Here is a 12,668-nt window from a genome sequence, read left to right as displayed (position 1 = left end):
CATTGCGATTACTCTTTCACGACGCCTGTCGCGAGAGTGTATTCGTCGGTCCGAGGGATGTAGCTCAGACCTTTTTTGGCCGCCCAGGTGTTGACCTGGAAGTGCGTCGGAATGATCGCCACGTTCTCGATCGCGCGCTCTGTCGCCGCAGCGAGCAGTTCCTGCCGCTTTGCGTCATCGACTGTTCGCAGGGCTTCTTCGATCAGTGCGTCGGTTTCAGCATCCGAGTGCCGGCCACGGTTCGATGATCCAAAGCCCGCATCCTTGTCATGGGTGTGGATCAGCGATTTGAGAGGCGAGGACGCTTCGCCGGACCCCGCGCCCCATCCGACGAGGATAAAGCTGAACTCCGGCAGACCCTCTGGGCTGCCTTTGGACGCGCGTCCAAAGTATACCGAACGCGGCATTGTTTCGACGGCTGTCTTGATGCCAACACGGGTCAACATTTGCGCAATTGCCTCGGCAATTTTGGCGTCGTTGATGTAACGGTCATTCGGCCCATGGATTGTCATTTCAAATCCATCGGGATAACCGGCTTCAGCCAGAAGCGCTTTAGCACCGTCCGGGTCATAAGCCACGACGTCCAGATTGTCGGACACGCCAAAGAACCCCTCGGGCAGAAGCTGGCCGGCGGGCAGGGCAACCCCCTCCATGACACGCTCAACGATTGCATCGCGGTTGATCGCCATGCTGATCGCCTTGCGGACGCGGACGTCCATGAGGGGGTTCTTGATATCGCCGCCACCGTTGGCCTTCACAAAGGGTGAATCCTCGCGGAATTGGTCCATGTGAAGATAGATCACTCGGTTGGACACGCCCTGGCTCAGCTGGATACCATCATTGCCCTGAAGTGTTGTGATATCGGTCGTTGGTACGCCCGATATCATGTCGACGTCACCGGCAAGAAGCGATGCAACACGGCTCGGACCGGACGTGATTGGGCGGAATTCCACCTCGGACCAGATCGGTGCATCACTCCAGTAGTCGTCGTTCCGTACCAGCACGATGCTTTCACCCGGCGTGTAACTTTGGAACTTGAACGGCCCTGTGCCGATGGCGGCCGTACCCGCGTTGAAGTCTTCCGTCGTTGCTTCGCAGCCCACTTCTGAGATCACAGGGATCGTGGAAATGTCGTTGCCCATTAACGGATAAGGTGCGGCCGTTTTGAAATGCACCGTGTAGTCATCAATCTTGACGACTTCCTTACCCTTGAGATAGGTGCCGTATCCCGATGGGGAGTTCGGTACGTCCGGCGCGCGCGCCATGGTGCAGACTACATCGTCCGCCGTAAAGTCACTTCCATCGTGAAACTTTACGCCCTCACGCAGCTTGAACTCCCAAGTCAATTCATCAATCGGCTCCCATGACACGGCAAGACCTGGCAATAGGCGTTGCTTCTCATCCTGCGCGATCAGCCGGTCAAAGATGTGAACGGACATCGCGTTGTTCGGACCCAGGTTGTGAAAATGCGGATCGAGTGACGTCGGCTCCGAAGCGAGGCCGATCGTCAGTTTTTCGGCCGAAACAGCACCGACGCCGAAAGCCAAAATGCCGACAGCGACAGCTGTCGCAGATGTGAGTTTCCTCATCAAAAAGACTCCCTGTTTGTTTGGCGCTTGTGAATAGGCGAATCCTTGGCCGACCCCGCGCCCTATTAAAAAAGGCTAGCTACCGCAAAAATCATTGCCAATACTCAATGCTATGCAATTTTGCATAGACCAATCCAAGAGTTTGGATGTTCAATCGATCATACCGGGGGAGGAATGCAGCATGACGGAACACCGGCACAGACTGCGCGAGTTCGAGTCACTGAGAGCCGTGATCACAACTGGGACGACAATCGGCGCCGCACGGCGTCTCGGGATTTCTCAGTCTGCCGTTAGTCGGTCCTTGTCGCAACTCGAGGCCCGAGTTGGACGGTCTTTGTTTCTCCGGCGGTCGGGACGCATTGACCCAACCGACGAAGCGTTGCGCCTCAACGAAAAACTGGACCCAATCTTCGAGACGCTTGCGGACATCGAGGGTGCAGAATGGGCTACTCCGGATAACGAGCCGTTACGCCTGATCGTGCCGCCAACTCTGGCGCATCACTTTGTCATCTCCAGGGTGGCCAGTTTTCTCAAGAAAAATGAAGGAAAGCAGCTTCAACTGGATATTCAGGCCACGGACGTGCTTGTCGCTGGCATTCTCGACCTCCGCTATGATCTTGGTTTGACGAGTGCGATGATCCAACGAACGGGTGTTCACCTAATGCCTTGGCGCCGCAGTCAGGTGGTCTGCGCCATGCCGAACAACCATCCGCTATCGGAAAAACGAGTGGTAACGCCGCACGACCTTGAAGGCGTCGCGCTGATCGAGTTTCTGCGAAGGCTGGGGACGCGAGCGATCACCGAAAAGATCTTTGCGCGCGCTGGAATTCGGCCAAAACAAGTTGCAGAAACGGCAACGAACATGGCCGCTCTGGAGCTCGTCCGTGAGGGTTTGGGCGTGACACTCATCAACCCGTTCCCATTGTTGTCGACGGGGATGGATGGTGTTGTAGTCAGGCCATTTGACGCCGCCATCTTTTATGACACCAGCTTCGTTCTACCATCAGGCCGACCGCCGTCACAGCTTGCCCGCCAGTTCATGCAGTTTGTCAAATTGACGACGCCACACGACAAATATTCAGAGCCCGTCTAGCGCAGCATTTGAGCCTACCGCGAGGTATCGACGTCCATCGGAAAGTTCGGTCGTGGCAAGCCTGCAAACGGCCAGCGGTTGTGAACTGGCGACGTAAGCCCTCCTGTGTCGACCTCAAATACCTGGTTCGGCCCAAACCAGTTGGAAAACCCGGCCCGAAAGTGGCCTCGGGATTTCACAACAACAGTCCGGGCAGACGCAATATCCAGCCCGAACATATGAAAGAACACGGGGTCGGCAGTCTGTGTGCGATCGGTGATCACCACCACGGTGATGCCGCCAATACGAAGCGCAGCGGATGGCCCTAGGGCCAATCTCCGACCAGCCGTCATGCCCAGTTCACCTACCACATCTCCATTATGGAGACCCAAGACCTCTGCATCCGCCTCAAAAGGCACATCCCATTGCTCCCAGAATGCGCTGGAATCGGAAGACCGGTTGAATCGTGCCCTGAATTTGCCGCCGACACCGATGCCATGGGCTTCGTTCGCAAGTTCCGGATCACAAAAGGAACCGAATAGGCATTCTTCGACTTTTGCCGCATGAAGAGCGGCTAACAGTTCCGTCGTCCTGCCACTGCCGCCGCCACCAGGATTGTCACCGGCATCGGAGAAAATCACAGGCGTGCGCGCTTGGTCAGCGGAAATCGAGATCGCTTCCGTCACGGATGTCAGTTTCGGAACGAAATCCGTTCTCAAAGACCAGGCCATGTCTGCTAGTTCTTCCGCCAGTGCATTGGCCGCCTTCTGGTCCTCACGCGCAGTGACAACGATGCTCAAACCGTTGTCAGGCGTGTCTGAGAAAAGGAAATTGCCAAAGATTGATACGTTGACGATCTCACCTCGACTTTCGGCTTGTCGTCGCTGACCGTGGTCGATCAGCGTGCCATACGGATGCTCTGCACTTAGAAGTGTTACGGATGCGGGAACAAGAGGCAGTTTGACATGTGCGGTTTGGGCCCGGACGCTCGACGCCAAAACCCGGCGCAGCGAAAAGGCGGCTTCCTCGCCACGTTCTATCTGATCGACGTGAGGATTTGTCCGATAGCCGACGATCAGGTCACAGGCATCGACCATCCGTTGTGAGATATTTGCATGCAAATCGAGTGTCGCAATGACAGGTACGTCCGGTCCAACAACTCCGCGAATACGTGACATCAACAAACCGTCGGGGTCGTGGTCATGCTCGGCAACCATCGCGCCGTGATTGCAGATGTAGACTGCGTCAACAGGGCCAGCTGAGCGAAGCATGTCTTCCGAAGTCACTATGATCTCTTCGATTACGGTTTTTCGTACTGGACCTGCGGGATGGCTGGCTGCCAAGATACAGGGTACCGGCGTCCAGTCGCCCGTAGCATCCATCGCCCGGACAAAGGCCGCAAATTCTATTGCCAGCTTTGGTGTCGCGGATCTGGCTTCAGACATCAAAGCATCGCTTGTAAGCCATGTCAGAGACTTAAAGTCTGACAAATCAGCCGGGGGTGCAAAGCGATTTGACTCGAGAATTGCGCCAAGGAGGGCGATCTTTGGAGCCGTCATGCGAGAGGCCTTTGGAAATGCAACACAGTGCGAGGAAACATGAGTAAGTGATTTCAATCAAGATATCATTCGTCTTCTCTGCTCTAAGAAAACCCCTGCCGCCTTGCGTCTTTCCTATAACGCGACGCGCAAACGATCAGTGCCACCCGTTATGCTGACAGAAGTTTCCGGAGAATTCGTAAAGATTGTTTGGGCCGATGACCCAGACGTTCACCTCATGCGCGGCGCACCGGATCGCCCAGCCGCCCGGTTCAATCGCCGGGGGCAGGACGCTTTGTATCTGAGCCCTGATGTCGAAAGCGCAAAAGTCGCTATTGGTCAGGACGTCAGGAAGGATGATCGCCCGCGGGTTGTGCTGACTTTCGAGGTGGAACGATGCGCGTTGTTCGATTTGCGCAGCCCCGAGGCCGCAGATATCTATGCGCTTGCCAGTCAACCCTGGCGCAAACTCGTAACTGCCGGTAGGGATCCGTCCTCATGGTTCGCTGCTGATCGGATCAGAGCAGACGGGCATATCGGATTGATTGATCCCTCACGAAGGCGTCCGGGTCTTTGGCACATCACTTTATTTCGATGGAACGATCCGGGTGCACCTGGCGTGTTTCGGCGTAGTGAAGTGAAGCCGGTTTCCGTCCTGCCGGACTATCGGTGACGTTTTAGGTGCGACCCAACTATCATTTCGCAATTATGGTCATCGCGAAAATTGGCTGTGTGGAGGACTTTGTCATGAGTTCGCTTCTGGCACGCCAATGACATTTTTTGTATGTTGTTTGAGCACTCGTGACAGTCTGCTTTCAGTGCCAAATTGTAGCTTTGCTTGGGGTAACGAAAGGCAGTTCCTCTAATTGGGGATATCGGTCAAGCTCGTTTTTCTTTCTTAATCGGGGCGCTTGTCACTCATCCGGATCAGGCTTCTCTTCGCAGTCTGGTTGATGCCGCGTGGGACATCGCTGCACGCAGGTGTCGGATTGGCAGTGGAGAGCCTCGCTTTGGGACGCGCTTCTCTTTGCGCATCAGCCATATTCGGCTTCATCCACGAACCTCGCCCGATGAGGACGACCCCGTTCAGTTTTGGTGTTGGGCGGTTCAGATCATGCTGTGCCCTCCACCGTCACCGGACGGAACTCGGTGCCATCTGCCCACATACGATAGAGCAGAACAGCCAGTTTACGCGCAACAGCGACGACAGCGCGGCGGCGATTTGGATCGGGAACGCAGGCCAATACGTTCCCGATCAGGTGAGGCAAGTCGTGTAGCATGAAAGATGCTTCGCGCTGCCGGGAGCCGTTCTTCGACACTCACTTCGAGATGGGGGACTCTGAGACCCTAGGGTCGCAACCGAACAGCGGCAGCAGTTTCATGCTACGAGCCAAATCTGCCACATACTGTTTTAGTTGAATAGCGAAATTGCTTCATGCATTATATTAGAAGATCGAATAGATACCCCATGGATATTGAACTCGCGCGCACATTTCTGGCGATTGTCGAAACGGGCAGTTTTCTGGAGGCTGCCAACAAGGTTTACGTGACGCAATCAACAGTGAGCATGCGTATTCGGTCACTCGAACAACAGCTCGGCCGACCAGTATTCGAGCGCGGAAAATCGGGCGCTACACTTACTCCTGCGGGGCACCGCTTTCATAAACACGCGCAGGCACTTGTCAGGTGCTGGACACAAGCCCGGATCGACGCCTCCCTGCCTGATGCGGTGGAAGCTGCTCTGGAAATCGGCGCTGTGCCCAGCTTGTGGGATGGGTTTCTGATCGACACGATGCCAGAGTTGATGCAAGCGTTTCCGAATGTGGCGGTTCACGGGTCTACGGTTTCAACTGAAACATTGCTAAGCCAAACGACTGCGGGCGCGCTGGATTTGGCTGTGATGTATGATCCGCGAAACACTGTCGGGCTGACCGCAATGCAGTTGTTCGAAGATGATTTCGTACTCGTAAGCAGCGATTTTGATACCTCGCGAAGCCCATTTGAAGAAAACTATGTTCTGATCGACTGGGGGCCAGAATTCCGCGCCGATCACCTGCTGAACTTTCCGGAAATTCCGACGCCATTGTTGCAGCTTGGTATTGGAACTCTTGGCCTGAACTACTTGAAAGCCCAGCCGGGAGCCGGATTTTTCCCCTGGCGGGTAGTTGCGCAGGAAGTCGAAACCGGTTGGTTGAGGGTGATTGAGGATGCTCCTCGGTTTGCCTATGCCGCCTATGCCGTTTTTGCAGACGATGATCCTGAAAGCCTCGCCTGCAAGGCCGCCCAGCTATTGAGTGCCTTTGCAAAAGAACAGTTTCCCGTCACGGCCTGAGATAGCGGACTACTCGCAGCTTACCATCTAGTAGGCGAATTGTCAGTTTTCTGAAGCCTCCAGGGCTTCGGTTGCTGCGGGCTGCTTTTTGCCTGACTCGAAAATTAGACCTGCGGTAACCACGACCATCAAAACGCCGCCCAAGATGGCCCAGTACCTCCAACCAAAAGACCTTTGCAAACGCATTTTTCTCTCCACGGCCGTCCATCGAGACCAGATCAGTATAAGGAGGTATAAAAGTCTGCCAAATCGAAGGAATTGACACTCAAAGAGACAATATACTGAAAACAAACATCTATTCAGATCGTCGATAACATGGTTGAGAAAAAATCATAAGGTTTTGCACTCCGAAAACGAACATTGATCTCCTAAACTAACGAAGTGGAGGGAAAGGAGGAATCGATGGATAGGCGCTGGGTAAATCGCGTTACCGAACATATAAGGCGTTTCATTGCGTCACAACGGTTCGGGGTCGTGAAGCGCTCGGTAGCAAAACAGCAGGATTTGCAAATCCCACAAGATTGGGGCGATGCCGCCGAGGTATGGGACCCGTCCGAATTCGACCCGGAAAAAGAAAACCGGGAACGACGTTTGCGCCCGAGCGATTATGAGTGGGACACAACCGGCGAACTTCCTTGGCGCGGGCACAATCACCGATTCAAAGGAGGCTGAGGGAAATCCAAGGCCTGAACATTGGATATTACAGTCACAGGTGACGCAATACTCGCGTCCCCTGATCCCGCATCGCATACCGTTTGGGATCCGAGCGCACCGAAGAGGAATTCCCGCTCCAGATAGCATGACCGAAAACATTCGAGATTATGGAAAAAAATTACGTCGCTTTCGGCCTCTTAGGTCGAAAACAGCGCAGCGCCTTCTGTGTGTTTTGGCAAAATCCAGTACCAATCAAAAACGGTGTACAGAATGCTGGAAGTTCATTCGATTCCCGGTGCATTTACCGCGCGGGAATGTGAGCAAATTGTTGCTGCATCACAAAAAGCCCCGGCGAACGAGGCTCTGCTTGTCGGGCAATACAAGGATCACAATCTGCGCAGAGCGGATGTGACTTGGCTGGACGACGTCGACGGCTCTGATTGGGTGATGTCACGCCTGATCAATCTGGTTCGTCGCTCCAACACCAGCAAGTTTGCCTTTGATCTTCGCGAGTTCGCGGAAAGCCCGCAGATTGCCTGCTACAAAGGATCAGATGGTGGTCATTTTGCGTGGCATTCCGATATTGGCGACGGGCCCGTTGCCCAAAAAAGAAAGCTGTCTATGGTCGTACAGCTCAGCAAACCCGGGATGTACGACGGCGGTGACTTGGAGATTATGCCGGGCGCTTATGCTGTAACGGCCAGCCGGCATCAGGGGAGCGCGACCATCTTTCCAAGCTTTTTGTTGCATCAAGTGACACCGGTTGAGAATGGTGATCGGTATTCGTTGACGGTCTGGGCACATGGCCCGGCGTTTCGCTAACGTTTTCCGTACTCGTTTAATTTAGAGTCCGAGACTACAAGGCTAACGATTCCTTTCGTGTAGGAAACAGAGTCGAAAGTGTTAGGCTTGCCTTTAACATATTCGCTGAAATGGCATTTCCTGTAGTCCAACGTATCTGCTAAATCTTGGAATCCGCACGGTACTGACGCCTGAGTTGCTTTGGTCACTCAATGGCTGGCCTCTATTATGTATCCGTCGGTAAGCGACTGGCGACTGATTTCTCATGGACTAAGTTTGGCAGGCTCACCATATCAGAAGCAACTTTGCCAGCTGCCTTTGAAGTACTTTCGACAGATATGCGTTTCTGACCCAACCGGGGGTGCAGCTTACGAGCCAGAACCCACGTCCAAAGCAAACCCGCGCCACCCGCGGCGAACACGCCAGAGAGCGGTGCCACGAGAAGAACCAGCCAGGCGGCACCAGGTGTAATAATACCCGAAACATCGCGAAAGCTCGCGTAAATTGCTGACATCTCAGTTCGTTCGGAAGGTTTGACTGCGAGAAGGAACGGCAAACCTGCGGAAACATCAAGCAAGATCAGGAAAATCGAGCCCATCATTAAGAACGCGATTGTGACTTCAGGGATTCCGAATGGAACTCCAGCAAAAAGAAACAGCAGCCCGGACATGAGGAATCCGGTTCTGACTGCTGCGCGCACCGAACTGCGCTGCATAAACCTAAGCATCAGCGGGGTGCAAAACAGGGCGGCATTGGAAATCGATAAAGCAATCCCTCCAAGCTGGCTGCCTAGCCCGTTCTGAACCGCATAGATGGGCAGATATACGACATAAATCCACCACCCGCAGGAACGAACGACTGCGAATACCCATCCGGCAACCAATCGCGGTTGCGCAAAAAACCTCCCGAAATAGGCGAACGGATTTGCGGGAGCGCATTGGCTTCTGGTGATGAGCAGAAGTCTCAAGGGTCGTTGCGACGGTTCTCGCTATCTCAGCTTCATGAGTTCATCTCTGAATGCCTCGGTTGGAGTTTGCCATCCGAGGCACTTTCTCGGGGTTCCGTTCAGGCGGTCGCAAATCGCCTTCATTTTGCGATTTGAGAGCGCCGCGAGTTGGGTGTCGCGTGGAAGGTATCGGCGGGCCCGCTTGTTCAGGTTTTCAACCGACCCCTTCTGCCAGGGCGCTTGAGGATCACAGAACCAGCTCTCAGTACCGATGCCCGATTTGAGCCTGCGCCACTCTCGGAATTCAAAACCCCTGTCAAATGTAATCGAGCGTCGTGCTGGTTGGGGCAGGGGTTCCATCACATCCATCAGTTTGTTCATGAAATGCGCTGAACTGCGGTCGTTGTTGCGGAACAGCACAGCAAACCGGGTCTTCCGCTCGACCAACGAGGCGGCATTCATTTTACCCGTGTGGCGCTCGAAGATCATCAGATCGCCTTCCCAATCGCCGAATTCTTCGCGTGTTTTTACGCCTTCCGGGCGCTGGTGAATGGACCGATCCGGCGGGAAAACCTGGCCTCTGGGGCGTCTGGCATAACGCGGTCGGCGTTTCTTACGTCGGCTCGGCAAGTGTCGCGCCAGTTGTTCGGATTGGCCTTCGGGGCTGTAGACATAGGCGTAGATCGTCTCGTGGCTGACCCGGACAGGCTGATCGTCGTAACCGAGGCGGCCCGCGATCTGTTCCGGCGTCCAACCTGCAATCAAACGGTCGATGACATGTGCGCGCAGGTTTTCCAAACGGATCAGCTTTCGCCGCCGAGCGCGTCTGGACTGCGCCGTTCGTTGTGCTTTGACGCCATAGTAGCCACTCAGATGCGACAACTCGGAGTCTTCGAAACGGTTCCGGTTGATCTCTCGATAAACCGTGGACCGATGCCTGCCGATCTCGACCGCAATCTTGCTGACGGGCATCTTTGCATTCAACATGTCCTCAATGGCGCGCCGCTCGTGCAGATCCAATTCCGTGTGTGCCAATTTCCGTTCTCCTTGCTTTTCAGCAAGATAGGGGATTTGTCGCAACGCAGTTTAGAATGTGCCAGCCTGCCGTTTCCGAGGCGCATAACAAGAAAGATGAGAAGCATGACAATCGCTGCACCGGCTGCAATCAGGAACGGTGCAGGTTGCCACCATTCGTACAATATCGCGCCAAGTGCAGGGCCAGCCGTCCAACCCAGCGCACTGTAGAAAAGCCGAGATGTCTCAAAACGTCCCAGTTCAATCCTGGCAACATGGTCGAGCACATAGGCGTTGAAGCACACAAATGTCGTCACAACGGCGAAAGTCGTGAGTGCGAGCCCCGCAATAACGGCAGCAGGGGTCGCAACGGTCGTCACAACCGCGCCCGCGACGTACGAAAGAGTGCCGAACACATAGACCCATCTCCTTGGGACAAAACGGATCAGGTAGGGAACCAGAAGACCGATCAAGAGTGAAACTGCGCCAATGGCGAAATAAATTTCGGACACAAATCGCGCATCCTTCAGCGCGTTGTACATCGCTACCGGAAAGACAGAGATCAAAATACCCCTGGCAATCGCCTCTGTACCCGCCAGAATGGCGAATCCCCGCACACTTGGTGCTGGCGCATGGCGAAGCCATTCTGGTATTCGACGTTCATGCATGAGAAGTGCTCAATGGACTGGGAACTAGTCAAACCTGTTTCCTCATTTTTTCTTTCCTGCGAGCGACCCGATGTCGTTTTTGTTAATCGCGTAAGTTACTTAAATTCCGAAACGGAATTTCGTTTTCTCTTTTTGACAACCCGCTTCACTGGCGTTCGATTTTCAACGCTGATTACAGCGAAAGGATTGCTGAACTCTGGCTGGGTTCGCTCAACAGAAAAGCCGCAAACGGGAAAGCACTGCTCGGCCGAAAAATCTACCGCTGCGGATGCGAGCAATTTCGGCAAGAGCAAAAGTCGTGGCTGCAAAAGTCGGTATTGTCCGTGATTTGTGAATTCAGGCTCGCCCAGGCTTTGCTGTCGCAGCGAATGTCGGCAAAGCGGGCTGCGGCTGCAACATCTGAAGGCCTCGCTCAAGGTCGGCATTGGGCCGATCCGCAAATGTGAGATTGGTGCGGAGGAAAGGGTTTTCGCTGTCGATCGGGACGTTTGAGACCACGAACAGAGCGTACTATAAGATCGACGACCAGTGATCTGATAACAGGAGAAGCTACACGCCTGTCTTAAGCGGCGCTAGTCTCCGATCCTAGCAGTACTGAAAGGAGCCGCCCAATGCCCCTCTTTTCTAAACTTTTCGGTGTCAGCGAAAAGTCTGAGCCGGAGCCGGTTTCGTACAAGGGGTTCGAGATTTTCCCCGACCTGATGCCCGAAGGCGGTAAATACCGCCTATTGGCCCGTATCGAAAAGATCATAGACGGAGATCGCAAGACCCATACGGTGATCAGGGCGGATGTCTTTGAAAGCCGGGATCAGGCTGAAAGCTTCAGCATCGCAAAGGCGAAGCAGGTGATTGACGAACAGGGCGGACGCCTTTTCGGCTCAGAAAACCGGTAGCTTGAAGCCCGCTGTGCGATCGGCAGGTACCATGTGAATGGCTTAGTTCGCATGAAGTACGGACGCAAAGCGGGGTGAATTCCACCGATGTCACAGAAATAACCTGTGGATGCGTTCTGGCACCACGAGATTTTGAGATTCAATGCTCCCATGGACATAGCGTCAGGGAGCAACAACATTGGGCAGAAAGTGTCTGCCCAATGTTGCTTCTCGTATGAAAATGCTTCTAAAGGCGTGTGACCAGCGTCACGCTTTCAGAAGCCCGTGTAACGGCGGTATAGAGCCAATTCCTCGCATATTTGTCGAAGATGTGACTTTCGTCCTCTATAATCACGTGGTCCCACTGGCTGCCTTGGGCTTTATGAACTGTCAACGCGTAACCATACTTAAACTGCTGAGAATTTTTCCGTTCCTTGTCCGCCAATCTCTTTTCGTCGTCAGTAAAAAACTCCGGATGCACACGTACGCGGTAGTTTTCATGATCCGGGAAGTCGCACGATTTCAGTTCCAACAACAAAGTCCCCGAAAACCGGGAATTCTTCGGTTCTGAGACGACCGTGAACATGCCTCCATTGACGATACCAAGGCCATGGTCATTGTGCTGACACACAAGGCGGTCGCCAACCTCAGGCAGGTCGCCGGCGCGCCCCAAGGCCCTGCGGATTTCTTCGTTGTAGTGGAAACGAGTGACGTTCCTACCTGCAAGGAGCTGGTCCGCATCCAATATCTCATCGATCTCAAGACTTCCGTCCGGCACCACACGGCTGTTCCCATAGGCGCCGTATTTCAGCGGTTTTCCTTCACGAATGTCTATCGCCAGTCGTAAGGCCGGGCTGTCCTTGGCCTGACGGTGGATTTCGGTCAGCATGGCGTCAGGCTTGGCGTTGGTGAGATAGCCCTCGCCGGCCACCGGCGGCAGCTGGGCAGGATCACCGAGTGCGAGGATAGGAGCTCCGAATGACATTAAGTCACGCGCTAAGTTTACATCAACCATTGAGCACTCATCGAGCACAATCAAGTCTGCATCCGCTGCTGCACTATCCGGATTGAGGTGGAAACTGAATTTACCAGCCGGTCCCTGCACTGTCCGTCTTCAGAGTTTTTCGGAGAGCTGAGGCGTTTTCGTAACGGAGGCTCTGGTTCGATTTCTGTTTGAGTTTA

General features: G+C 54.3%; 14 protein-coding genes and 1 pseudogene. 8 read left to right on the top strand and 7 right to left on the bottom strand.

Annotated features, from left to right (window positions below):
• Window positions 1-8 precede the first annotated feature (8 nt).
• Window positions 9-1,589 (bottom strand): ABC transporter substrate-binding protein, encoded by a 1,581-nt coding sequence (locus AC2FI8_RS07535; RefSeq protein WP_496778187.1) that lies wholly within the window; start codon window positions 1,587-1,589, stop codon window positions 9-11.
• A gap of 112 nt (window positions 1,590-1,701) precedes the next feature.
• Here AC2FI8_RS07535 and AC2FI8_RS07530 point away from each other — a divergent pair.
• Window positions 1,702-1,956, top strand: a pseudogene (locus AC2FI8_RS07530) (helix-turn-helix domain-containing protein); the annotation flags it as partial.
• 12 nt (window positions 1,957-1,968) lie between these two features.
• Window positions 1,969-2,682: a LysR substrate-binding domain-containing protein gene (locus AC2FI8_RS07525; RefSeq protein ID WP_496726969.1), complete on the top strand. Its 714-nt coding sequence runs from the start codon at window positions 1,969-1,971 to the stop codon at window positions 2,680-2,682.
• Window positions 2,683-2,696: 14 nt separating this feature from the next.
• Here AC2FI8_RS07525 and AC2FI8_RS07520 read toward each other — a convergent pair whose 3' ends face one another.
• On the bottom strand, window positions 2,697-4,220 hold the full coding sequence (locus AC2FI8_RS07520; protein WP_496778185.1) for a M81 family metallopeptidase: 1,524 nt from the start codon (window positions 4,218-4,220) through the stop codon (window positions 2,697-2,699).
• Window positions 4,221-4,371: 151 nt separating this feature from the next.
• Here AC2FI8_RS07520 and AC2FI8_RS07515 point away from each other — a divergent pair, with 151 nt between their 5' ends.
• Window positions 4,372-4,872, top strand: coding sequence for an RES family NAD+ phosphorylase (locus AC2FI8_RS07515; RefSeq protein ID WP_496726891.1), 501 nt, complete (start codon window positions 4,372-4,374; stop codon window positions 4,870-4,872).
• 439 nt (window positions 4,873-5,311) lie between these two features.
• Here the strand turns inward: AC2FI8_RS07515 and AC2FI8_RS07510 are convergent, their stop codons facing one another.
• Complete coding sequence (locus AC2FI8_RS07510) at window positions 5,312-5,479, bottom strand: hypothetical protein (RefSeq protein WP_496726970.1); 168 nt, start codon at window positions 5,477-5,479, stop codon at window positions 5,312-5,314.
• Window positions 5,480-5,667: 188 nt separating this feature from the next.
• Here AC2FI8_RS07510 and AC2FI8_RS07505 point away from each other — a divergent pair, with 188 nt between their 5' ends.
• From AC2FI8_RS07505 to AC2FI8_RS07495, 3 genes are all read left to right on the top strand, one after another.
• Window positions 5,668-6,531 carry a LysR family transcriptional regulator gene (locus tag AC2FI8_RS07505; protein ID WP_496778183.1) on the top strand — a complete coding sequence of 288 codons (864 nt, stop codon included), beginning with the start codon at window positions 5,668-5,670 and terminating at the stop codon, window positions 6,529-6,531.
• Window positions 6,532-6,933: 402 nt separating this feature from the next.
• The gene (locus AC2FI8_RS07500) at window positions 6,934-7,203 is read left to right on the top strand and encodes a hypothetical protein (RefSeq protein ID WP_496778181.1); all 270 of its coding nucleotides are present in this window, start codon (window positions 6,934-6,936) and stop codon (window positions 7,201-7,203) included.
• 252 nt (window positions 7,204-7,455) lie between these two features.
• Window positions 7,456-8,007 carry a 2OG-Fe(II) oxygenase gene (locus tag AC2FI8_RS07495; RefSeq protein ID WP_496726894.1) on the top strand — a complete coding sequence of 184 codons (552 nt, stop codon included), beginning with the start codon at window positions 7,456-7,458 and terminating at the stop codon, window positions 8,005-8,007.
• Between the two features lie 205 nt (window positions 8,008-8,212).
• On the opposite strand, the gene AC2FI8_RS07490 is transcribed toward AC2FI8_RS07495, so the two are convergent.
• The 3 genes from AC2FI8_RS07490 to AC2FI8_RS07480 are packed head-to-tail and all read right to left on the bottom strand — an operon-like array spanning window position 8,213 to window position 10,614.
• Window positions 8,213-8,953, bottom strand: a complete 741-nt coding sequence (locus tag AC2FI8_RS07490; protein WP_496778180.1) for an MFS transporter — start codon at window positions 8,951-8,953, stop codon at window positions 8,213-8,215.
• A gap of 21 nt (window positions 8,954-8,974) precedes the next feature.
• Window positions 8,975-9,919, bottom strand: coding sequence for an IS30 family transposase (locus AC2FI8_RS07485; protein WP_496778518.1), 945 nt, complete (start codon window positions 9,917-9,919; stop codon window positions 8,975-8,977).
• Window positions 9,913-10,614 (bottom strand): MFS transporter, encoded by a 702-nt coding sequence (locus AC2FI8_RS07480; RefSeq protein WP_496778178.1) that lies wholly within the window; start codon window positions 10,612-10,614, stop codon window positions 9,913-9,915. Before AC2FI8_RS07480 ends, AC2FI8_RS07485 begins: the two co-directional genes overlap by 7 nt.
• 12 nt (window positions 10,615-10,626) lie before the next feature.
• On the opposite strand from AC2FI8_RS07480, the gene AC2FI8_RS07475 reads away from it, so the two are divergent.
• Both AC2FI8_RS07475 and AC2FI8_RS07470 read left to right on the top strand, forming a co-directional pair.
• Window positions 10,627-10,941 carry a hypothetical protein gene (locus tag AC2FI8_RS07475; RefSeq protein WP_496778176.1) on the top strand — a complete coding sequence of 105 codons (315 nt, stop codon included), beginning with the start codon at window positions 10,627-10,629 and terminating at the stop codon, window positions 10,939-10,941.
• Between the two features lie 284 nt (window positions 10,942-11,225).
• The gene (locus tag AC2FI8_RS07470; RefSeq protein WP_496726901.1) at window positions 11,226-11,507 is read left to right on the top strand and encodes an HlyU family transcriptional regulator; all 282 of its coding nucleotides are present in this window, start codon (window positions 11,226-11,228) and stop codon (window positions 11,505-11,507) included.
• Between the two features lie 226 nt (window positions 11,508-11,733).
• On the opposite strand, the gene AC2FI8_RS07465 is transcribed toward AC2FI8_RS07470, so the two are convergent.
• Window positions 11,734-12,591 carry an ATP-dependent DNA helicase gene (locus AC2FI8_RS07465; RefSeq protein ID WP_496778174.1) on the bottom strand — a complete coding sequence of 286 codons (858 nt, stop codon included), beginning with the start codon at window positions 12,589-12,591 and terminating at the stop codon, window positions 11,734-11,736.
• Between the last annotated feature and the right edge of the window lie 77 nt (window positions 12,592-12,668).

This window comes from Ruegeria sp. CDSB029 (genome assembly GCF_059611125.1).
Note: the sequence above shows the minus strand (reverse complement) of the source record. Positions and strands in the feature narration are given on the sequence as shown.

Bases quoted from the DNA above. Each gene is read 5' to 3' on its own strand.
- AC2FI8_RS07535 (WP_496778187.1), bottom strand. From the start codon at position 1,589: ATGAGGAAACTCACATCTGCGACAGCTGTCGCTGTCGGCATTTTGGCT.
- AC2FI8_RS07520 (WP_496778185.1), bottom strand. From the start codon at position 4,220: ATGACGGCTCCAAAGATCGCCCTCCTTGGCGCAATTCTCGAGTCAAAT.
- AC2FI8_RS07515 (WP_496726891.1), top strand. From the start codon at position 4,372: ATGCTGACAGAAGTTTCCGGAGAATTCGTAAAGATTGTTTGGGCCGAT.
- AC2FI8_RS07510 (WP_496726970.1), bottom strand. From the start codon at position 5,479: ATGCTACACGACTTGCCTCACCTGATCGGGAACGTATTGGCCTGCGTT.
- AC2FI8_RS07505 (WP_496778183.1), top strand. From the start codon at position 5,668: ATGGATATTGAACTCGCGCGCACATTTCTGGCGATTGTCGAAACGGGC.
- AC2FI8_RS07500 (WP_496778181.1), top strand. From the start codon at position 6,934: ATGGATAGGCGCTGGGTAAATCGCGTTACCGAACATATAAGGCGTTTC.
- AC2FI8_RS07495 (WP_496726894.1), top strand. From the start codon at position 7,456: ATGCTGGAAGTTCATTCGATTCCCGGTGCATTTACCGCGCGGGAATGT.
- AC2FI8_RS07485 (WP_496778518.1), bottom strand. From the start codon at position 9,919: ATGTTGAATGCAAAGATGCCCGTCAGCAAGATTGCGGTCGAGATCGGC.
- AC2FI8_RS07480 (WP_496778178.1), bottom strand. From the start codon at position 10,614: ATGCATGAACGTCGAATACCAGAATGGCTTCGCCATGCGCCAGCACCA.
- AC2FI8_RS07475 (WP_496778176.1), top strand. From the start codon at position 10,627: ATGGACTGGGAACTAGTCAAACCTGTTTCCTCATTTTTTCTTTCCTGC.
- AC2FI8_RS07470 (WP_496726901.1), top strand. From the start codon at position 11,226: ATGCCCCTCTTTTCTAAACTTTTCGGTGTCAGCGAAAAGTCTGAGCCG.